Consider the following 20239-nt stretch of genomic DNA (forward strand, 5'->3'; position numbering starts at 1 on the left):
TATCCATGAGTTCATCAACGAAAGTCGCTGGAGAGCGCCCAAAACCGGCTCAGGAGACCGCCTACAGGCGGGCAAGCATCGCCGCACTGCCAGGTGGCGCGTTCATCGAAGGCCGTTGGGAGACAGCCGGGATGACCGTAGAGGTCCGGGATCCCGAAGATGGACTCTTGCTGGGGGAAGTGTGTTCATCGTCCCCGCAGGATGTCCGCAGGGCCGTTGCCTTCATTCATCGTCACCTCCAGGAAGATGATTGGGCTCTCCGGGACCGCCGGGAGGCCTTGGAGCGGGCCGCAGCGCTGCTTGCCGAGCAGGACGGGCGTTTCGCGGAGATCATTGCAGCCGAAAGCAGCAAGACCATCACCGAAGCTGAGCGTGAAGTGCGACGGTGCATCGAGACGTTACGTCTGTCCGCTGCGGCGTCCAGCGAACTCGTCGGAGAGACACTCGCCTTTGAAGACAGCATGGCCGGGGCCAACAAGATCGGCTGGTACAACCGGAAACCCGTGGGAATCATCGCGGCCATCACCCCGTTCAATGATCCGCTGAACCTGGTGGCACACAAGTTGGGTCCGGCGCTGATCGGAGGCAACGGCGTCGTGCTTAAGCCTTCGGGCCGTACGCCCCTGACGGGACTTGCCTTCGTCCAGCTGTTGCTGGACGCGGGCGTCCCGGCCGGCAGGCTCGCCGCTGTCGTCTCGGGGCCGGGCGTCTCCGAGGCGATCGTGACAGACCCCCATGTGGACCTCATTTCCTTCACCGGCGGACCAAAGACGGCGGATCGTATTGCTGCCGCCGCGGGATCAAAGAAGATCCTTTCTGAGCTCGGCGGCAACAATGCCACGATCGTCTGCGCAGACGCTGACGCGGGGGCCGCTGCCAAGGCAATCGTGTCCGGTGCCTTCGGCGTGGCCGGTCAGAACTGCCTGTCCGTGCAGCGGGTCTATGTGCACATCTCCCTGTTCGAAGAAGTCCTTGAAAAAGTGGTCGCCGGGACCAGCGCCCTCCGAACCGGAGCGAAATTTGACCGGGCTACGGACATCGGACCGCTGATTACCGAAGCGGAGGCCCGTCGGGTGGAGGACTGGGTGGAGGAGGCCAAGGCAGCCGGCGCCACTGTGCACGTGGGCGGTCAGCGCCGCGGCGCTTTTTACCAGCCGACCGTTCTCAGCGATGTACCTGCAGACGCCAGGGTCATCCGGGAGGAAGTGTTTGGCCCGGTAGTCAGCATCGCGCCCTTCATCCAGGTCAATGACGCCATCCACGCCGCCAATGCTTCAGAGTACGGGCTTCAGGCCGGGGTGTTTACTGAGTCGATCGGCTTGGCCTTGGCCATTGCCGACAAGCTGCATGTGGGGGCTGTGGTCATCAACGAGACCAGCGATGTCCGGATTGACTCCATGCCCTTTGGCGGTTTCAAGAAGTCCGGTGTGGGCCGTGAAGGCGTAAAGCACGCGGTACGCGAGATGACCGAACCAAAAAGCACCATCATCAAATTGGCCGGATCCGCCACCCGATGGCAGCAGCTCACCGCCACCTCAGAACGGAATGCATCATGACTACCCATAAAATCGCAGTCATCGCCGGCGACGGAATCGGTAAGGAAGTTGTTCCCGCAGCCATCGAATGCCTCGAACGGATCGCGCAGCTTCACTCCATCCGTTGTGAATTCACCTACCTGCCCTGGGGATCGGACTACTACGGCGAACACGGACGGATGATGCCCGTTGACGGTTTGGAAGTGCTCGCGAAGCACGACGCCATCTTCCTTGGCGCCGTCGGCTCACCTGAGGTCCCGGACGCCGAATCGCTGTGGGGGCTGTTGATCCCCATCCGGCGCGAATTCCAGCAGTACATCAACCTCCGTCCGGTCAAAACGCTCGACGGCGTGAAGTCGCCCCTGGCCAACAAGACGCCGATCGATGTGCTCATCGTGCGTGAAAACAACGAAGGGGAGTACTCGGAGGTTGGTGGCCGCACCTACCGCGGACTGCCGCACGAGACGGCGGTCCAGGAAACGATTTTTACCCGGCTGGGCGTATCGCGGGCAGCACACTACGCTGCATCGCTGGCATCYTCGCGGAGCGGTCACCTGACCTCGGCAACCAAGAGCAACGGCATCATCCACACCATGCCCTTCTGGGACGAAGTGGTGGAGGAAACCACCCGGCTCTACCCTGATGTGACGCTCAGCAGCGAACTGGTGGACGCGCTGGCTGCGCATTTGGTCCTGAAGCCGTGGACCTATGACGTCATCGTCGCCTCCAACCTGCTGGGAGACATCCTCTCTGACCTCGGCAGCTCCGTTACCGGGTCCATTGGCGTGGCCCCCAGTGCCAACCTGAACCCGGACGGGGACTACCCGTCGCTTTTTGAACCCGTGCACGGATCAGCTCCGGATATTGCAGGCAAGGGGCTGGCAAACCCGGTGGGTCAGATCTGGTCCGGAGCGATGATGCTTGAGCACCTGGGCCATCCTGAGGCTGCAGGGCACTTGCAGCTGGCGTTCGAGTCGGTACTGCGCGAAGGCCTTGGCACCCGCGATGTCGGGGGACCGTCGTCGACGTCGGAGTTCACGGCGGCGGTCCTGGCCGCCATCGACGACTTGTACGCCGCTGACTCACTGGATGCGGGGACTTCCGGAAAGCCGGCGGCAGCAGCGGCGTCGTCATCATGACGGTCACCGAACCCAAAAGGCCGGTCGTCGCTGTGCTGTACCGGGAGGACCTGCCGCCCCGACTGGACGAAGTGCAGGAGCTGGCTGAGCTCCGCCTGACCAAGGCGGACGGTTTGGCCGAGGCGCTTGAAGGCGCGGACGTGCTGTACCAATGGCATTCGTTCTCCCCGGCACTGCGCGAGAACTGGGCCGCGGCCTCGTCGCTGAAGTGGGTCCATGTGTCGGCGGCCGGCATCAGCCAGCTCCTCTTCGATGACCTGATCAACAGCGGGGTTGTCTACACGAATTCGCGTGGGGTCCTGAGCCGCGCGATTGCCGAGTTCGCGCTGGGATTCGTCCTGGACATCGCAAAGGACTCGCAGGGTTCGCTGAGGCTCCAGCAGGCCGGGCGCTGGCAGCACCGCGTCACTCGCAAGATTCAGGGCCAGCGCGTACTGGTGGTTGGGACCGGATCCATCGGGCGTGAGATCGCGTCCCTGTTCCGTGCCGTGGGCCTGCGTGTCAGCGGTGCCGGCCGCAGCAGCCGACCCGGGGACGCGTCTTTCGATGAGATCCATTCCTCGGAAGACCTTGCCCTGGTTGTTCCCGGCTTCGACTACCTCGTGCTGGCCGCACCGCTGACGGAAGACACCAGGGGCTTGGTGGACGCCGATGTGCTCGCGGCCATGAAACCTACCGCCCAGCTCATCAATGTCGGCCGCGGCGCACTGGTCCGCACTGATGCCTTGGTGCAGGCACTGACCTCCGGGTCCATTGCCGGGGCGGCCTTGGATGTGGTTCATCCCGAACCACTGCCTGCCGGGCATCCGTTGTGGAGCATGGACAACGTCATTCTTACTCCGCACATGAGTGGCGATACCGAGGACTACCTCGACGATCTCGGCCAGCTGTTCGTGGAGAACCTCTGGCGGTTCAGCCGTGGCCTGCCACTGCAGAACATTGTGGACAAAAAGCTCGGGTTCGTCCCGTATCCCTGAGTTCTGCGACTTCCCTCCACCTGACCCGATACTGAAAGACGCCGCTGGTATGCCCACCATTGCCCAGGCTTATGTAGCTTCTTCCCCAACATCCGGCCTTGAGCCCGGCACCGTGGAACGGCGGGATCCTGGTGACTACGACGTTCGAATTTCCATCAAGTACACCGGGATCTGCCATTCAGACATCCACGCTGCCCGCGGAGAGTGGTCAGGGGTTCGGTACCCACTGGTAGTCGGTCACGAGATAGCCGGCGTGGTGGAAGCGGTCGGACGAAGAGTCACCCGCCACCTCGTGGGAGACCGGGTTGGCGTGGGTTGCTTTGTTGATTCCTGCAGGGAATGCGCCAATTGCCGTGCGGGCGAGGAGCAGTACTGCTTGCAAGGCTCCACCAGCACCTACAACTCGTTCGGACGTGACGGGCTCCCCACCGCCGGTGGCTACAGCACCAGCATCGTTGTGGACGAGAAATACGTCCTGAACATTCCCGACGGCATTTCCCTTCAGGATGCGGCACCCCTGATGTGCGCGGGCATCACCATGTATTCCCCGCTGCGTCACTGGCGGGCAGGGCCGGGGAAACGGGTAGCCATCATCGGCATGGGCGGCCTTGGCCATATCGGCGTCAAGATTGCCGCCGCCATGGGAGCCGAGGTGACCGTCCTCAGCCAGTCGCTGAAGAAGAGGGAGGACGCGCTCCGGCTCGGCGCCCAGCAGTACTACGCAACATCGGAACCCGAAACGTTCAAGTACCTCGAGGGGCAACTGGATCTGGTCATTAACACTGTTTCTGCGGACATCGATGTTGACGCCTACCTTTCATTGCTTTCCCTCGGCGGCACCATGGTTTTGGTAGGCCTGCCTTCGAAGCCATTGAGTCAACGCGCCTGGTCCCTCATTGGAATGCGGCGCAACCTCTCGGGCTCCAAGATGGGCGGCATCCGCCAAACTCAGGAAATGCTGGAATTCTGTGCCGCCAATGGACTCGGAGCAGAGGTGGAAGTCATCCGCGCCGGACAGATCAACGAAGCCTTCGAGCGGGTGCTGGCGAGCGACGTCCGCTACCGTTTCGTCATAGACGCCGGCACGCTCTGACAACAGCCTGTGGGCTTGCGCACATTGTTACGGAGGAACGGGCGCGTCATTTTCGCGGTAGAAAGAGGTAAGGCTAACCTAAATAGTCTTCATTTTCCTCAAGCCCACCCGTTCGGGCGTTCTCAGCAGGCGGTTCCTTTGCGCAAACTCAGCCGATTCTCCGTGACAGGGCTTGCCGCCCTCCTTACCCTTACAGGTTGCGGCCTGAGCGGAGGCCAGCCCGGCACTGAGGGTAAGGTGGCCGACCCGAACCAGCGCATCGTGGTGGACAACTTTCGTGCCCCTGTAGCCAATTGGGCATTGGAATCCGACGCTGCTTACATCCTCTCGCTGTCCGGCTGCCTGGAAACGTTGACCAAGTATGATGCCGCCCAGGGCAAAGTGATGCCGTTCCTCGCCAAGGAGTGGAAGCAGGTCTCACCCCTTGAGTGGGACTTCACCATCCGCGACGGCGTCAAATTCCAGGACGGTACCGAACTCACAGCCGAGTCAGTGGCAGCGTCCTTGAACTCCGTACTCAAAGCGAAAGTGCCCGCCAGGGCGTTCGGCCCCAGCACCGTGAGCAGCGTCCAAGCCATGGACGCCAGAACCGTCCGGGTGACCACGCCGGCGGAAAGTCCGCTCGTCCCGTTCCGCCTCGCCAGCGTTAACACCGGCATCCTCGCACCCGCTGCATACCAGGGCGCGACGGTCGATCCCTTCGGTCACTGCACCGGCCCGTTCACTCCCGTTTCGGAGAAGGCCAAGCAGTCCCTGACCCTCGACCGCAACCCCGATTATTGGGGCGGCGAGGTCAAACTCGCCGGGGCAGAGGTCCGGTTCATTACCAACGGCGCCACGCGCGCGGCCCAAGTCCAAACAGGGGAAGCCGATATTTCGCTCTCCATCCCTGCCGCCTCCCTGTCCTCCCTGCAGAACGCGCCCGGGGTTTCTGTCCTCAAGGCAGACTCTCCCCGGACGGCCACGCTCTACATGAACAACGGTCGGGCACCGTTCAATAACCTCGGGTTCCGCAAGGCACTTCGGTCCGCCCTGGACCTCGAAGCACTGTCCGCCAGCGTCTACGAGGGTGCGGCCCTTCCCGCAGCGGGTCCCTTCGCGTCCTCCGAACCGTGGGCCTCACCCGAGGCAAGTTCACCCAAGCAGAACGTGGAGGAAGCCAGGAAGCTCCTGGCGGACGCCGGGTACTCCGCGGACCGCCCCTTGGAAATCATCGCCATCGTGGAGCGGGCAGAGTTCGCGGACGTCGCTACGGTCATCCAGGACAACCTGAAGAACATCGGTGTCCCGGTGAGCATCCAGGCCAAGGAATACGCCGCAGCCGAGCCGGACGTTCTTGCCGGCAACTACGACATGATCCTCAGCCAACGCAACAGGCTGATCGACATCGCGGACCCCATTGGATTCCTGACGGCCGATTACACCTGCAAGGGTACGTACAACCTCAGCCACTTCTGCGACGACGGGTACGACCAGCTCATCGCGAAGGCGGCCCAAACAGCCAACACCGAAGAACGCTACAAGCTGTATGCCCAGGCCGGGGGGATCCTGGACGACCAGGCCGTCAACCTTTGGCTCGTCAACGAACAAGCGACGGATGCCGTCCGCAGCAACGTGCTTTCCTATGTGCAGGACCCCCTGTCGCGCTACGTTCTGACGGCCGATACAGCCAAGTCCGGCTCCTGAGGATCCGGGACCAGCGAACCAAAACGCATGATCACGTTCCTCGCGAAGCGGACGGCGACCCTCGTGGCCGCCGTCCTGCTGTCGTCTTTCGCCGTTTTCCTTATTCCCTACGTCACGCCTGGCGATCCTGTCCGAAAGATCATCAGGTCCCGCGTCGCCGGCGACGTCGTAGACGACTCGACCGTTCACGCACTGAGTTCAAGCCTTGGGCTCCAGGACCCTCTTCCCGTTCAGTATCTGCGCTGGCTGGGAGACTTCCTCACCGGAGACATGGGGCTCTCACATATCAGCCGCACGCCCGTGGTTGATCAGGTCATGCCGGCGCTGGGCATCACGCTCAGCCTCGTGCTGGTGGCCTTGGGGACCGCCGTGGTGGTCTCGCTTCCGCTGGGGCTTGTTGCGGCGCTGAAGCAGGGCGGCAAGACCGACAAGCTCATCACCACAGTTACCCAATCCTTCATCGCGATGCCGGAATACTGGTTGGCGCCGCTTTTGGTCCTGGTATTCGCGCTTAGATTGTCAATGTTCCCGTCCGCAGGATGGAACACAGCATCGTCCGTTGTCCTGCCGGCGGTAACGCTGGCATTGCGGCCCATCAGCTTCTTCACCTCGGCTGTCCGTGCAGGCATGATCGACGCCCTTGACGCCGAACACATCCAGGCTGCAAGGGCCCGTGGCCTGAGCCGCGTGCAAACAGTCTGGCGGCATGTGATTCCCAACGGACTGGTTCCGTTGTCCACACTTTTCGCCGTCTGGTTCGCCGGACTTTTGGGAGGGTCGGTAATTGTTGAGGTCATTTTTGCCATCCCGGGCATGGGGCGTCTCCTGTACGACGCTGTGGTCAACAGTGACATTCCGTTGGCTCAGGGAGGCGTAGTGGTTGTGGTGGCCCTCGCAGTAGCGATCACGACGCTCGCTGACTTCGTCCACCGCATTCTCAGCCCTAAGGTGAGTGGTGCCCTTGCGTAGGAGTTCAGTGATCGACCGCGCCGCCGTCGTCGTCCTCGCCCTGATTGTGGCAGCGATAGCGGCCGCCCCATGGCTGGTGCCCTTCCCGCCGGACGCGCAAAACCTTGCTGCGCGCCTGGCTCCGCCCAGCGGCGACCACTGGTTGGGAACGGACCATTTGGGCCGGGACACACTAAGCCGCTTGCTCGACGGCGGTCGCTTTTCTTTGGTGGTGGCGGCACTGGCAACCGTGCTGACCGGGGTCATTGGCTTGGCGATCGGTGTGCTTAGTGCGCGCCGCAAGGGTTGGCTGGATGAATTCTTTACGCGCACCAACGACGTCCTGCTGGCCCTGCCGGAGATGGTAGTAGCGCTCTTCATTGTGGCTGCGATGGGTACCGGCTTCACGTCGTTGTTGGTGGCCCTGACCGTCACTGGATGGACGCCCTTTGCCCGGCTTGCCCGGACTCTTGCCTATGACGTGTCCTCACGCGGCTTCATTGAAGCAGCGCGTGTGGTGGGGTGTCCGCCGTCGTTCATTATTTTCCGACACATCCTGCCGCATCTGGCCGCACCGATGCTGGGGCAGGCGACCCTTCGGTTCGGGCAGCTGCTGATCAGCGTGGGTGCCTTGTCCTACCTGGGGCTTGGCGTCCAGCCGCCGCAATCTGATTGGGGATCCATGCTTGCTGCGGCCCAGCCGTACGCGGAGAGGGCTCCGTGGGGCATCATCGCACCTGGTCTTGCCATCTTCCTGGTGGCTCTGTGCGTCACCCTTATTGGCCAGCGGGCATCCCGCCGGGCCGCGGATCCCGTGGACGTTCTTGTGGTGGAGGGTCAGCATGCCTGAGCTCGTGATCGAAGATCTGACGGTTCGCAACGCCGGTACCGAACGGAATGTGCTGTCAGGGGTCAGTCTCTCGGTTAAGCCGGGCGAGTTCGTCGCCTTGGTGGGTGGTTCGGGCTCCGGCAAAACCATGACTGCCAAGTCCATTCTGCGGCTACTGCCCGGGCAACTGGAGATGGCCTCCGGCTCCATCAGGCTCGGCGCTGTGGACGTGGCCCGCGCCCCGGAGACTGAACTTAACCGAATCCGGGGCGGTCGGCTGGGGATGCTCTTCCAGCAACCCAAAAGGATGTTCAACCCGAACAGAACCATCCGCAGGCATCTGAAGGAACCACTGAAGCTTCACGGTGGTTTGCGAGGCAGGGCGGCCGATGCGAAGGTGCACGAATTGCTTGCCGAAGTCGGCTTTGAGGATCCGGCCCGGGGCGCGCGGGCGTACCCGCACCAGTTGTCCGGCGGGATGGCGCAACGTGCAATGACAGCCATGGCCCTGGCAGGTCAGCCAGACATCCTTCTCGCTGACGAGCCGACCTCCGCACTGGACAAGGTGCTGGAGCAGCAAATCCTGGAGTTGCTCGACCGGCAACGGATCCAGCGCGGGCTGGGCATCCTCTATATCACGCACAACTTTGCTTCCGTGGCCGCCTTCGCTGACCGGGTGCTGGTGATGGAAGCCGGAGTGATCGTGGAGTCCGGCACCACCGAAGCTGTGCTTGGGAGTCCCCGGACTGCCTATGCACGCAGCCTCCGTGATGCGTCCAACCTGTCACCCACCAGCACCTCAGATGCCCGGGTACCCGAGCGGACCGTTCTGACATTGAAAAACGTGGTCAAAAACTTCGGCTCCGGACGACGCTGGGGCGGGGGTGGCGTTGACCACCCGGCGCTGGACTCCGTTTCACTCGATGTGAAGCAGGGGGAGATCCTGGGCGTCCTTGGCCAATCCGGGTCCGGGAAGAGCACCCTTGCCCGGGCGATCGTTGGGCTGGAAGAGATCAGCAGCGGGAGCATCGACAGGACGCTTGCAGGGGGAACGAGTGCCCCCACCGCCGTGCAGTTGGTGTTCCAGGAACCGCACGATTCTTTCGATCCCCGGATGACGCTGCGCGCCAGCCTGGAAGCCCCGCTTCAACCCCGCAAACAACTGACATCTGCCGAACGGAGCCAGCTGCTCAGGGAAGCCATGGAGGAGGTCGAGCTGGACCCTGACCTGCTGGACAGGCGCCCAAGCCAGTGCTCCGGCGGCCAGTTGCAGCGCATCACGATTGCCAGGGCACTGCTGCTGGAACCCGAGGTGCTCATCTGCGATGAAGCCACCTCGGCCCTGGATGCGCTGACCCAGCGAACCATCCTGGACCTGCTCAAACGCCTCCACCGGGAGCGCGGCATGACCCTTGTGGTCATCACCCACGACATGGACGTGGTCCGGCACATGTGCCAGCGGGTCGCCGTCCTCTTCCAAGGCCGTCTGGTTGAACTCACGGACACCCAGAAGTTCTTCGCCGATCCGCAGCACCAGCACAGCCAAGACCTCGTCTCAGCAGCCATCCCTTGCCGGGGGCTGCACCTGAAGAAGATCCGGGCGGCGCTCTAGCGGGAAGCAGGGGACCAGGCCCGTTTCAGCGTGGTATCAACAGCCGAATCTGGGTCCTGATGTCCTGCACCAGGGCCTCGATGTCAATGCCGGTTTTGTCACTTGCTGCCATGGTCATGAACATGACCGCAGACACAACCCGTGCTGTCGTCGCGGCGTCTTGGGCATCAGCCAGTCCTTCCCGGGTGAATACGGTGGCGATGGCTTCCTCGGTTTCCCCAACGATCGCCAGGGCTGCGCTGTGGTGCGGCTCTGTGGGGTCTCCGAATACCATTTCGCGCAGGTAGAAGCGTCCGTTGTCTACCTGGGTTCGGTTGCACTCCACGATCGGCTTCACGATGGACATCACCGCATCCAGGGCGCCGGGAGTTTCTTCCGCTGCGGCCCGGCCGCGTTCGAGGGCTGCGGCGTAGTTGGCGTTCTGAACGAGGAGGAGCAGTTCGCCTTTGGTTTTGGCGTAGAGGAACAGGGTTCCGGTGCCGATGTCCGCTTTGTCGGCGATCTGCTGGGTGGTGACCTCCTCCACCCCATATTGGGCGAAGAGTTCAGAGGCTGCGGCGGTGATCCGGTCCAGCTTCTCCTGCTTGTTCCGCTCGCGCCGTCCGAGAGGCTTGGATGTGACAGGCAAGGGGCTCCTCCGAAATCAAAATGACTCGACTCACTAATGAGTGTATCGAAGTGCGGGCCAGGTGCCTTGGCCGGCGTACTGGTCAGGGGGTGAGGAATTCGACGACGGCGGGTGCGAACGTGGCGTGGTTCTGGAAGATACCGCCGTGGCCGGAGTCTGGGTAGATGATCAATTGGGAACCTTTGATGCGGCGGTGAAGGTCCTCGGAGAGCCTGGAAGGCACCATTCGATCGTTGTCGCCGTTGGCGATCAGCGTGGGCTGGGTGAGCAAGGACAGGTCCGACGGGGCCGAGCGGCCGTACTTCCGGATTGCTTTGAGCTGTGTTTGGAACGCGCGGGTGGTGATTGGTTGGTCACGGTTCCCGGTCCGCTCCTGCAGGCGCTTAATGAAGGCTTTCGCAGCGGTCTTGCCGGCGACGTTGCGGTTGAAGAAGAGGAATTCCTTGGGGTCGGAACGGGTGACGGTCGCGCGCAGGATGTCCCAGTAGGTGGTACGGACCACCTTGTCGATGTTCTTCCCACCGCGGGGACCGGTTCCGGTCAGGACCAGTTTGCGGACAAGGCTGGGGTGTTTGGAGACGAGGTCCTGGGCGATCATGCCGCCCAAAGAGAAGGAGAAGACATCAATGGTTGTGAAGCCCAGGGCCTTGATGAAGGTGTAGGCGTCGTCGGCCATTGCTTCGATGCTGGTGGGAACGTGTCCTGTGGACGCGCCGACTCCGGGCTGGTCGAAGGTGATGACGTGGCGGTTCCTGGCAATGGGGTCAATGATCCTGGGATCCCAGTTGTCCAACGTGGCGGCGAGATGCACGAAGAAGACGACGGGGATCCCGCCCCTGGGCCCAAGCTCGCGGTAGGCGAAGCTGATGCCGCCGGCGGTGATGGTTCTGGCCGGTGCCTCCGCATATGAGGTGATGACCGGCTCGTTGGGTGCGTCGGTGTAGTCCATGATGATGGTTCTCCTGGGTTATTGGATTAATTCCTGGGCGGATAGCAGCGGTGGATCAGGCGGTGACGCTGAGGACTGCTTTGCCTCGGAAGCCACCTGCGGCCAGGGATTGCAGTGCCTCCGGAGCTTGGCCGAAGGTGAAGACTCTCCCTACGATGGGGCGCAGTGCGCCGTCGTCCACCAGGGCACTGATTCGGCGAAGTTGATCGCCGCTGGCCCGCATGAAGAGGAATTCATAGCTGACGCCGAGCTTCCTTGCTTTCCGGCGGATCTTGCTGCTGAGTGCAGTGGTCGCAAGGAGCAGCACGGGGTTGAGGCCTGCCCTGCGGGCGAAGGCCGGATCGGGCGGGCCGGCGATCCCTATAGCCTTCCCGCCTGGTTTGAGGATGCGCAGTGATTTCTGGAGGTTTTCGCCTCCGAGGCTGTCGAGCACCAGATCGTATCCGCTCAGAAGCTTTTCGAAGTCCTGGTTGCGGTAGTCGATGACGACGTCGGCGCCGAGGTCGCGGACGAATCCGGCGTTGGAGCTGCTGGCGGTGGTAGCAACGGTCGCACCGAGATGTTTGGCGAGCTGGATGGCGATGGATCCCACCCCGCCAGCGCCGGCATGGATAAGAACTTTCTGCCCTGGTTGCACATTGCCCTGTTCTACGAGGGCCTGYCATGCCGTCAGCGCTACAAGTGGCAGCGAGCCGGCTTCCTCCATGCTGGCCGCTACGGGCTTGAGCGCGAGGTCTTCCTCCGCGATTGCTATCCGTTCGGCGAAGGTGCCGATGCGGTCTTGGTGGGGGCGGGCGTAAACCTCGTCGCCGGGCTTGAATCCCTTCACGCTTTGTCCCACGCGAAGCACTGTGCCTGCAACGTCGTTGCCGAGGATCAGCTGGAGTTTGTAGGGAAGGATCTGCTTGAACTCGCCCAATCGGATCTTTTCGTCCAGCTGGTTCAGCCCGGCAGCGTGGACCTGCACCAGCACGTCACGGTCGCCTATGACAGGTTCGGCGACTTCGGCTTCCTGGAGGGGTTCCTTGTATTTGGTGACAACAAATGCGCGCATGTCGCGGTACTCCTTTACTAAGTGATTTAACTCAATTATGAGTGGACTCAGTTTTCTAGTCAAGCGTGAAGGGAGAAAGCGCCGTGGCGATGGGGCTGATCCATCACCACGGCGCGGCTGTTGTTACCGGGACTTGCTGGGGGAGAGCTGGGGGTAGAGCGCCTCTATTGGCGCGCTGAGCCCGGCCTTGAGTTGGACCGATGTCTCGTCGGCGAGTACCTCGTATTCACCGGCCTCCACGGCGTCCAGCACCTTGTTGACCAGTTCGGCCGGGTCCATCTTGGGGTCGGTGGTGTGTGCGGCCATCGCCGTGTCCACATACCCCACATGGACGCCCACCACATGGACGCCCTCGGGCGCGAGCTCCAGGCGCAGCGAATTCGTGGCCGACCACAGGGCGGCCTTGGTTGCGCTGTAAATGCCACCGACGGCGTACCAGCTCATGGCGGAGTGGATATCGACGATCGCAGCATTGTCCTTGGCCGACAGGATCGGTGCGAACGCGCGGGCGAGGAAGAGCGGGCCCAGGAAGTTCGTCTCCACATTGGCCCGGATCTCCGCATCAGTGTGGTTGAGAATGCCCGAGGTGGCCACGGATGCTCCAGCGTTGTTGATCAGAACGGTTGCATCGGGCGCAGCCTCGACTGCGGCCTGTATGGACGACGGGTCCGTGATGTCCAAAGTCAGCGGAACGATTCGGTTGTCGTCCCAGGTGCGAGGGGTTCGCGCGGTGGCGTAGACCTTGCTGGCGCCCCGCGCCAGGGCGGTGTGGACGAAGTGGGTCCCGATCCCGCCGTTCGCGCCGGTGACGAGGACAACTGCTCCATTGAGTGAGTACATTTTCACGAACTTTCTGTTGTGATTACCGTCGTGGCCAGCTGGCTGGACGGTTCCGGGAGAGGTTTGGCAAGTGCCGCCTCGGGATCCCGGGTGACTGTACTCATAACTGAGTGTGCTCAGAATATATTCCGCGGGTAACCGCCGTTTTGCGGGACAGCTTCGGATGGTGGAGCACGGACGACGGCGACCTGGCCGGGGCTGCACCGAGATGGCCCCCTGGAGTTCCTCCGCCACGGCGCGGCCCATGTCCTCGAGGTTCATGTCCACTGTTGTCAGCGGGGGTTGGGACGTGGTGCTGAAGAGTTCCCAATTGTCGAACCCAACCACGCCGATGTCGTGCGATACGGGAAAGGGATTCCTGATTCGAATATATGTTCTAGTCTTGTTGTCATGAGACCGAAGCAAGACTCCGCCGCCTTTGCCCGGATGTTGGCGCAGATAGATGCCGATAACAGCCACCCCAGGCCTGATGACGGGAAGATCATCGAGTTGGAGCCTGGCAGTCAGCCGCTGGTCCGGGTGGGGGAGATCTATGGCCGGGCCATCAAATATACGAGGACCTTTGGGCTTGTTGAGTGGGTGGATGACCGACGCGTTTATCATGTGGAGTGGTTTCCGGCTGGGCAAGTCAGACGCGTCGACGAGGAATCGTGGAGGGGTCGTCCGCTGTAGGCTCCGGTTCCGCCTTCGGCTGGGCGTCGACTGGCTGGACCAGCGCCGCCATGGGGTATCGCGCTTCCAGGGGGCGGTTAGTCTTGGCTTCACTGGTGAGGGGCCGGGACCAGTAACAAATGTCGGGCTCGTCGTGGAAGTCGGACAGTACGGGCGCCGTTGTCCTGAACCTCGCAGTGGCGACGCTAGGGCGTACGTCTTCCCGAACGGCCGAAAAGACGCCAGCAGCGCGCGCCCAGCAAGAAAGAAGCGACGCCGATGATCGCCGGTACGATCAGCCATGCCCAACCGCTGGTCCACTCAATGCCAACCGCCTCGGCTGTAGAGAAGGTGGTGACATCGACGAACAGGAACTCCGCGTGCGCCTTCATGGGTGCGCTTGAGTCCGTCGCTGCCAGCATGCCAAAAGCGAAGGTCAGGAAGAGGACCCAGTAAGCGAGCAACATCGACCCTGCTGAGATGACGCCGATTGACCATAGAGGTTGGAGGTCTTCATCGTCGCCATATTGCCGGGCTAGCGACTTGGGCGATCCGAGGTCATCGAGGCTTACGTCGATGCCGCGGGGATCGGAGAGTATTGCTTGCCGTAGTTCCCTGATTGTCGACCTGCGGTGCTTGCCGTTCATGACGGCCTCAAGGTGCCAGTCGACACGGGCAAGATACGTCTCCGTACGTAGACGGGCAGGAAGCGATGGGCGGGAATCCTCTGTCTGCAGGGTGCTGCTGGTCATGGCTGGAGGTGCTCCTTCTCGGTTGCTTGGTGGACCGCCGCGGCTACCAGGACCCACTGCTCTTTCGCGGCCGACCTGGCTTTTGTGCCGGCCGCAGTGAGTGCAAAGTACTTGCGGGGCGGCCCGTTGCTGGACGTGACTTTTCTCGTGCTGACCAGGCCATCGCGCTCAAGTCTGCTAAGTACGGGGTAGACCAATCCGGTTGATACGTCGAGCCCCAGGCCGGCCAGCCGTTCGACAAGTTGATAGCCATAAGATTCGTTCTCGCCGATCAAAGTGAGGGTCAGTAGGGGCAGGACGGCCCGAATCATCTGGGCGTCCTGTTGGGCCTGAATTCTGGACATACTATTACTGAATCATTAATAGTGAAGAAGGGCAAGCTCGCGAAGAACGACGCGTCCACAGGTGTTCGCCGTGATGGATGGTGGGGCGGCGACCCCTAAAGGGGCGTTTCGGCCGCAAGCATGGATGGGCGGCTGCAGGCCGCGAATCCCGACACCTGCCGGCGTCGCCGCGGGAACTCGGGCGGTCGGATCACGATGACGGCGATCCATCAAGAGAGGCGAAGGCGGATCATCAAGCAATAGCAAATGGCTTCGACGGGAAGTGCTTGTAGGCGACCTAAGGGGTATCAATGGCGCACTGAGGGCGAGGCTCGGCGAGGGCAAGCGGCCCACCGTCGCAGCCGAGGTCGTACGACGCCGGGCGGCCCGGAATGTTGCGTCCGGACTAAGCCTGGGCTGCCGCGCCGGGTAGCGGGGAGGCCGCAGGAGGTACAGTCGGCGTCGTCTGATCGACGAGAGGCTGGTAGCGGCGGGCGGCCGGCTCCCAGAGTGAGTTCCAGCGATCTGTCGTGGCATCGATGGCGTGGCTGCCTGAGTGGTCGGGGCTTGCATTCATTTTGTGTCTCCGAAGTTTATTTGGGATCAAAATTTAGTGCCTGAAGTAGTATCTGACCTGTGCGGGAGGGGGTCAAGAGCCAATGAGCGCAACGCCCTCCGTGTCCACTCCGCAGGAATCGCGGCTCCGGTAAGCCGGAACGGTGATGTTCTGGTGACTCAACCTTTTCGGGCTCACTTTGATGTCGGTCTGATATCGGCCCTTAAGGAACTCCACGGGGGGACCGTTTTGTTTGGCCAACGACTTTGTTGGCCAACGACGGAAACCTTGCGGCCTTGGGCGATCGCGGGCAAGGTTCGGCGGTCGGGGTGGATGTCGTCGTCGTTATTCTGGCCAGCGAGCGCTTTGGTCCCGGAGCTGTCGAGGCTGAACACGTCTTCGCCGCCGCGCTCCAACGCGACGCCGTGGCACGGTGGATTCTTGAACGGCTGGCCGACCGGATGGCGAGGGACGTAAGGAGCGGTCGCCGCCATCCACAACCCAGAACTTATGGTGATAGGTGGTGCAGTTGCCAGGTCGGCCGGCGCCCTGCTCGAACCAATTTCAGTGCGGCTCCCCGCGAATTCCCGCTACGGTCCCGTCGCTGGCAGTGTCGCCTTTGGGCGATTCCGTGGTGACCATGGGTGCGGTGCGAAGCGCCCTGGACTTCGTGGAAAAGGAAACCCTCAACATCGAACTGCGCCACAAGCGGGCCACCAAACCACCACCGGCGCCCTAGTACCTCAGCCTCCAAGTACCGGGTGCAGGAACTACCGGTGCGCAGATCCTTGGTTGATCAGAAGGCCCCACATGTGCTGGCAGATCATCAGATGTCCGGACGCTACAAAAGGCACATCCACAGCCGGCTGCCTGCAACTACTCCCGGGGTTCGACGCTTCCCGTTTCCGGGTCGAAGCTATAAGGAACCCGCAGGGGCAGGTCGAAATCCATGATCAGTTCGTTGACGGCCTGAGACACCGCGTCCCTGGCGTCACCGCTGAGCGCGGCCTCTGCAGCGCAATATGCGGCGATCTCCCCCCTGCTCGCATTGCCCCCGTTGGCGAGTTGTGCGACCCAAACGTCGTCGGGACTGAGGGCGAGCAGATCAATGGCTGCCCTCGTCAGCGCCTGCTGGTCGAAGCCGTTCATCACGCACCTCAGTTACTTCTAATCTGAAGATGCAAGTCTATCTAGCTATCAGTTTGGAGAACAGCCAATCAGGCATTTAACCCCTACAGTGGGTGTATGGCTGCCAGCCGCAATCCGCTCGATGACCTGCGTGAGACCATTGGCCATCTGGCCAATCAGCTCAAGCTGCCCGGTTCGGAGCGCGTCGACGACCTGGTCGGCGACCTCATCGGAGTCAAGCCGGGGCCGGCCCGGCCGCTGTCCGAAGTGCAGGCCGAACTCGATGCGCTGGTCGGACTGGAGACCGTGAAGGAACAGGTTCGTGCCCTGGTTGCCATGCTCCGTGTCCAGGCCCGCCGAAAGGCGCACGGCCTGCCGGAAGTGGCCACCTCCCAGCACCTGGTGTTCCTCGGAAACCCGGGCACGGGCAAGACCACCGTGGCGCGGCTTTTGGCGGAGATGTACCGCGCGGTCGGTCTGCTGCAGAAGGGACACCTGGTTGAGGTCGACCGTTCGGGCCTGGTGGGGCAATACGTCGGAGCGACCGCCATCAAGACGGACCGGGTGATCCGGCGTGCGCTGGACGGTGTCCTCTTCATCGACGAGGCTTATGCGCTGGCCCCGGAGGACGGGCGGACGGACTTCGGCCCGGAGGCCATTGAAGTCCTGCTCAAGCGGATGGAGGACCATCGGCATCGGCTGGTCGTGATCGTCGCCGGTTACCCCCGGTTAATGGAAGCCTTTTTGCTCTCCAACCCTGGATTGCGCTCCCGGTTCGCCCGGGAGATCATATTCCCTGACTACTCGGTGGACGAACTCGAAACGATTTTTCACCAAATGCTTGCCCAGCACCAGTACATGTTGAAGCCGGGTGCGGACCAGATGCTGCGTCGCATTCTCGCCGGGCTTCATGCGGGCGAGGACTCCGGTAACGCACGGTTCGCCCGCACGCTGTTCGAGCAGGCACTGAACCGGCAGGCATTGCGGCTGTCCTTGGACGAAGGACAAAGCCTGGATGCTCTTGACCGGGAGGCCGTCATGACGCTCACCGCTGATGACATCGTCGAGGCGGCACTGGCTTTGGGCGAAGAGCCGGAGCCGGAACAAGCCGATGAGGTGGAACGGCCGCGCTGGTGGCGCTGGCTGGCCTGACCGGGCCGGCAGCAGTGCGCCTGATTCCTTTGGAACAACTCTTCTAGAACAGGGGCCAGGGCACCGCAGGCATGTCACCGCTTGGCGCAGGAAAACGCCCTGMCAAGCGCAACCGGGTGCAGCGCGCAACCAGCGCTTCCAATTCCTCGTCGCTGAGCAACTCTGCCAGCTCTTGGCCCAAGGTACCCGGCAGTTCATCGCTGACACGATCAATGCCGTCGAGTTCCTCTACGGTCAGTGCATCTCCCAGCCAGCCCCACAGCACGGTCCGCAGCTTGTGGTCGCTATGGAAGGTGAGCCCATGGTCAACGCCGTGCCGGTGTCTGTCCGGCATGGGCAGTATGTGGTTGCCCTTTCGGTCAGCGTTGTTGACCACGAGGTCGAACACGGCCATGCGCCGCAGGGCCGGGGAATCTTCGTGGATGAGGGCAACCATCTGTCCGTTCTCATCCTGGCCTTCGAGAACTTGTTTCCAGCCCGACTCCGGTACTTCGTCCATTGACACCAGGTCCACGGGGCTTTGGGTCAGGTCCTGCTCCTGCCAGAGCTGTACCATTCCTTCCCCCAGGGGACCATCGCGCAGCCAGGTCTTCGGGACGATGTTCCAGCCCAGCACCTGCGAAACCAGGTAGGCGGCCACCTCCCGGTGAGCGAGGGTGCCGTGGGGAAAATCCCACAGTGGACTTTCACCGGCTATGGGCTTGTAGACCACCTGGGTGTCGCCGATGCTCCCCAGGAAAGTGGCGTTTGAGGCCGTGGTGATGCGGCCCGTGAGTTTCAGTTCGGCGGTCGCGAGATCCGGCGTCGGCATCAGACCTCGGGAACGGTGCAGGTGTGCCCATCTGCATCCATGGGGTACCCGCAGAGCGGGCACATCGGACGCCCGGCATCCACGATCTCACGGGTGCGCTTGGCAAACGCGCGTGCTGTACCCACCGGCATTCGCACCAGCATCATTTCGGTGTCGCCGGCGCTGTCTTCAAGCGGTTCGTCGTCGGTATCGACGTCGATGATGGGGTAGGCCTCGACGACTATCTGTGCCGTGGTCGGGTCCCAATCCAGAGTCATGGCACCGGCGCGGAACTGCTCGTGAGGGGCCTCAAGCGGGTCATTGTCGACCAGTTCCATGGGAGTACTTGTGGGAATGCTGAAGGGGTTGCCTTCGATGGTGCTGAGCTGGTCGAGAATTTCGTCGATTTTCTCCGCGAGTTGGGCCGATTGTTGCTTCTCAAGGGCAATACTGACGATTTCCGTCCCTGCGCGTACCTGCAAGTAGAACGTGCGGGCTCCCGGAAGGCCAATGGTGCCGATGACAACCCGATCGGGCCAGGCAAACTCGTGAACACGTGTAGGCATGTCAGTATCTTAGGCACATGCGGTTCATGGCGTCTTCTGACCGGCCCCGCCCCCCACCGGCGCGTCGCCGGAACGGATGCCATTCGAGAGCCAGGACAGATCCCCGGCTTCCGTGTTGGTCGCGTAGACGCTTGGCCGGTCAGCACCGTAGTGGACGATTGATACGGAGGCGGGATTCACGTTAATGCGCTGGAACAGATCGAGGTGCATGCCGAGGGCGTCGGCGAGGATTGACTTGATCACATCGCCATGACTGACGGCAGCCCATACGGCCGCCGGCCCGAACTCGGCCTCGAAGGCCGCATCGTGGCGTCGGATCGCCGCCACCGACCGGGCCTGCATGGCGGCCACGGACTCACCGCCGGGAAAGACGACGGCGGATGGTTGGGACTGCACCAAAGACCATAGGTCCTCAGTCGCGAGATCACTAAGCCTCCGGCCTTGCCACTGGCCGTAGTCACACTCAGTAAGATCGGACTCGACCGGCGCGTACGGCGCGCTGGACTGTCGGTCGAGGATGAGTTGGGCGGTCTGCCGGCAACGCTCAAGGGGGCTCGATACCACCCCCGCCAAGGGAACCGCGGCGAGCCGGTCTCCGGTCAGGGCCGCCTGGTCACGCCCGACCTGGTCCAGGCTGACTCCGTCGGCGCGACCGGCCAACAGACCGGAGGCATTGGCAGTGGTGCGGCCGTGCCGCACGAGGATAAGTGTCGCCATCCACCCAGCCTAACCATCTGCCCGTGGATGGTGTGGATCAGGCCGCATGGAAAAACCAACGAGGAACGAAATCACCGGTGCTTTGAAGGCCCGTTCAGCAAAGACGGCTGCTCCGCCGGCCTTGGGGTATTTTGTGACCAACTCTGCGTAGGACCCCGCCGTCAGCATTGCGAGGAAAAGCGCCAGGGCAAGGGGAATCCAGATGGCCCCTCCCACCTCGCCCGCGACCTTGCCCACCAGTGCGTAGATCCCTGCACCCAACACATCGCCGAGGATGAAGAGGAAGAGGAGGGGTCCGGTAATGGATTGCTTGA

General features: G+C 62.5%; 22 protein-coding genes and 2 pseudogenes. 11 read left to right on the forward strand and 13 right to left on the reverse strand.

What is annotated here, in order from left to right; all coding sequences use genetic code 11:
• Positions 1–5: 5 nt before the first annotated feature.
• The 8 genes from AB4Y81_RS11225 to AB4Y81_RS11260 all read left to right on the forward strand — a co-directional run bounded on the left by AB4Y81_RS11225 (position 6) and on the right by AB4Y81_RS11260 (position 9819).
• The gene (locus AB4Y81_RS11225; protein ID WP_193590459.1) at positions 6–1556 is read left to right on the forward strand and encodes an aldehyde dehydrogenase family protein; all 1551 of its coding nucleotides are present in this window, start codon (positions 6–8) and stop codon (positions 1554–1556) included.
• Complete coding sequence (locus tag AB4Y81_RS11230; RefSeq protein ID WP_416428861.1) at positions 1553–2674, forward strand: tartrate dehydrogenase; 1122 nt, start codon at positions 1553–1555, stop codon at positions 2672–2674. The genes AB4Y81_RS11225 and AB4Y81_RS11230 overlap by 4 nt, the downstream gene beginning before the upstream one ends.
• Positions 2671–3651, forward strand: a complete 981-nt coding sequence (locus AB4Y81_RS11235; RefSeq protein WP_416428860.1) for a D-2-hydroxyacid dehydrogenase — start codon at positions 2671–2673, stop codon at positions 3649–3651. The genes AB4Y81_RS11230 and AB4Y81_RS11235 overlap by 4 nt, the downstream gene beginning before the upstream one ends.
• A gap of 49 nt (positions 3652–3700) precedes the next feature.
• The gene (locus tag AB4Y81_RS11240; protein WP_079581295.1) at positions 3701–4744 is read left to right on the forward strand and encodes an NAD(P)-dependent alcohol dehydrogenase; all 1044 of its coding nucleotides are present in this window, start codon (positions 3701–3703) and stop codon (positions 4742–4744) included.
• 138 nt (positions 4745–4882) lie between these two features.
• Positions 4883–6430 carry an ABC transporter substrate-binding protein gene (locus tag AB4Y81_RS11245; RefSeq protein WP_416428859.1) on the forward strand — a complete coding sequence of 516 codons (1548 nt, stop codon included), beginning with the start codon at positions 4883–4885 and terminating at the stop codon, positions 6428–6430.
• 27 nt (positions 6431–6457) lie between these two features.
• On the forward strand, positions 6458–7399 hold the full coding sequence (locus tag AB4Y81_RS11250) for an ABC transporter permease (RefSeq protein WP_416428857.1): 942 nt from the start codon (positions 6458–6460) through the stop codon (positions 7397–7399).
• A complete protein-coding gene (locus AB4Y81_RS11255) occupies positions 7383–8228 on the forward strand; it encodes an ABC transporter permease (protein WP_026267277.1) in 846 nt (281 codons plus the stop codon). Before AB4Y81_RS11250 ends, AB4Y81_RS11255 begins: the two co-directional genes overlap by 17 nt.
• Positions 8221–9819 (forward strand): ATP-binding cassette domain-containing protein, encoded by a 1599-nt coding sequence (locus AB4Y81_RS11260; protein ID WP_416428855.1) that lies wholly within the window; start codon positions 8221–8223, stop codon positions 9817–9819. The genes AB4Y81_RS11255 and AB4Y81_RS11260 overlap by 8 nt, the downstream gene beginning before the upstream one ends.
• Positions 9820–9844: 25 nt before the next feature.
• Here AB4Y81_RS11260 and AB4Y81_RS11265 read toward each other — a convergent pair whose 3' ends face one another.
• The 5 genes and pseudogenes from AB4Y81_RS11265 to AB4Y81_RS11285 all read right to left on the reverse strand — a co-directional run.
• Positions 9845–10447: a TetR/AcrR family transcriptional regulator gene (locus tag AB4Y81_RS11265; protein WP_416428853.1), complete on the reverse strand. Its 603-nt coding sequence runs from the start codon at positions 10445–10447 to the stop codon at positions 9845–9847.
• Between the two features lie 82 nt (positions 10448–10529).
• Positions 10530–11396 carry an alpha/beta fold hydrolase gene (locus AB4Y81_RS11270; RefSeq protein WP_079581290.1) on the reverse strand — a complete coding sequence of 289 codons (867 nt, stop codon included), beginning with the start codon at positions 11394–11396 and terminating at the stop codon, positions 10530–10532.
• Positions 11397–11451: 55 nt separating this feature from the next.
• Positions 11452–12450, reverse strand: a complete 999-nt coding sequence (locus AB4Y81_RS11275; protein WP_441995888.1) for an NADP-dependent oxidoreductase — start codon at positions 12448–12450, stop codon at positions 11452–11454.
• Positions 12451–12573: 123 nt separating this feature from the next.
• Entirely contained in the window at positions 12574–13290 is a 717-nt protein-coding gene (locus AB4Y81_RS11280) for an SDR family oxidoreductase (RefSeq protein ID WP_055976266.1), read from the reverse strand.
• 237 nt (positions 13291–13527) lie between these two features.
• Positions 13528–13749, reverse strand: a pseudogene (locus AB4Y81_RS11285) (substrate-binding domain-containing protein); the annotation flags it as partial.
• On the opposite strand from AB4Y81_RS11285, the gene AB4Y81_RS11290 reads away from it, so the two are divergent.
• Complete coding sequence (locus tag AB4Y81_RS11290) at positions 13681–13962, forward strand: hypothetical protein (protein ID WP_035733907.1); 282 nt, start codon at positions 13681–13683, stop codon at positions 13960–13962. The pseudogene AB4Y81_RS11285 and the gene AB4Y81_RS11290 sit on opposite strands and share 69 nt — an antisense overlap.
• 185 nt (positions 13963–14147) lie before the next feature.
• On the opposite strand, the gene AB4Y81_RS11295 is transcribed toward AB4Y81_RS11290, so the two are convergent.
• From AB4Y81_RS11295 to AB4Y81_RS11305, 3 genes are all read right to left on the reverse strand, one after another.
• Positions 14148–14693, reverse strand: coding sequence for a hypothetical protein (locus tag AB4Y81_RS11295; protein ID WP_416428850.1), 546 nt, complete (start codon positions 14691–14693; stop codon positions 14148–14150).
• Positions 14690–15037, reverse strand: a complete 348-nt coding sequence (locus AB4Y81_RS11300) for a PadR family transcriptional regulator (RefSeq protein ID WP_416428848.1) — start codon at positions 15035–15037, stop codon at positions 14690–14692. The genes AB4Y81_RS11295 and AB4Y81_RS11300 overlap by 4 nt, the downstream gene beginning before the upstream one ends.
• A gap of 385 nt (positions 15038–15422) precedes the next feature.
• Positions 15423–15593: a hypothetical protein gene (locus AB4Y81_RS11305; protein ID WP_155845942.1), complete on the reverse strand. Its 171-nt coding sequence runs from the start codon at positions 15591–15593 to the stop codon at positions 15423–15425.
• A 589-nt stretch (positions 15594–16182) separates the two neighbouring features.
• Between AB4Y81_RS11305 and AB4Y81_RS11310 the strand changes: the two genes are divergently transcribed.
• The gene (locus AB4Y81_RS11310) at positions 16183–16311 is read left to right on the forward strand and encodes a hypothetical protein (protein WP_255520228.1); all 129 of its coding nucleotides are present in this window, start codon (positions 16183–16185) and stop codon (positions 16309–16311) included.
• Between the two features lie 137 nt (positions 16312–16448).
• Here the strand turns inward: AB4Y81_RS11310 and AB4Y81_RS11315 are convergent, their stop codons facing one another.
• The gene (locus AB4Y81_RS11315) at positions 16449–16721 is read right to left on the reverse strand and encodes a hypothetical protein (RefSeq protein ID WP_018778540.1); all 273 of its coding nucleotides are present in this window, start codon (positions 16719–16721) and stop codon (positions 16449–16451) included.
• A 96-nt stretch (positions 16722–16817) separates the two neighbouring features.
• Between AB4Y81_RS11315 and AB4Y81_RS11320 the strand changes: the two genes are divergently transcribed.
• Entirely contained in the window at positions 16818–17852 is a 1035-nt protein-coding gene (locus tag AB4Y81_RS11320) for an AAA family ATPase (protein WP_441995890.1), read from the forward strand.
• 43 nt (positions 17853–17895) lie between these two features.
• Here the strand turns inward: AB4Y81_RS11320 and AB4Y81_RS11325 are convergent, their stop codons facing one another.
• From AB4Y81_RS11325 to AB4Y81_RS11340, 4 genes and pseudogenes are all read right to left on the reverse strand, one after another.
• A complete protein-coding gene (locus tag AB4Y81_RS11325) occupies positions 17896–18663 on the reverse strand; it encodes an SCO1664 family protein (RefSeq protein ID WP_441995892.1) in 768 nt (255 codons plus the stop codon).
• Positions 18663–19208, reverse strand: a complete 546-nt coding sequence (locus AB4Y81_RS11330) for a DUF3090 domain-containing protein (RefSeq protein ID WP_055976208.1) — start codon at positions 19206–19208, stop codon at positions 18663–18665. The genes AB4Y81_RS11325 and AB4Y81_RS11330 overlap by 1 nt, the downstream gene beginning before the upstream one ends.
• Before the next feature lie 24 nt (positions 19209–19232).
• Complete coding sequence (locus AB4Y81_RS11335; RefSeq protein ID WP_416428844.1) at positions 19233–19925, reverse strand: histidine phosphatase family protein; 693 nt, start codon at positions 19923–19925, stop codon at positions 19233–19235.
• A 45-nt stretch (positions 19926–19970) separates the two neighbouring features.
• A pseudogene (locus tag AB4Y81_RS11340) lies at positions 19971–20228 on the reverse strand (amino acid permease); the annotation flags it as partial.
• Between the last annotated feature and the right edge of the window lie 11 nt (positions 20229–20239).

It is taken from the genome of Paenarthrobacter sp. TAF1, assembly GCF_052113825.1.
In the GTDB taxonomy this organism is placed as follows: domain Bacteria; phylum Actinomycetota; class Actinomycetes; order Actinomycetales; family Micrococcaceae; genus Arthrobacter; species Arthrobacter nicotinovorans.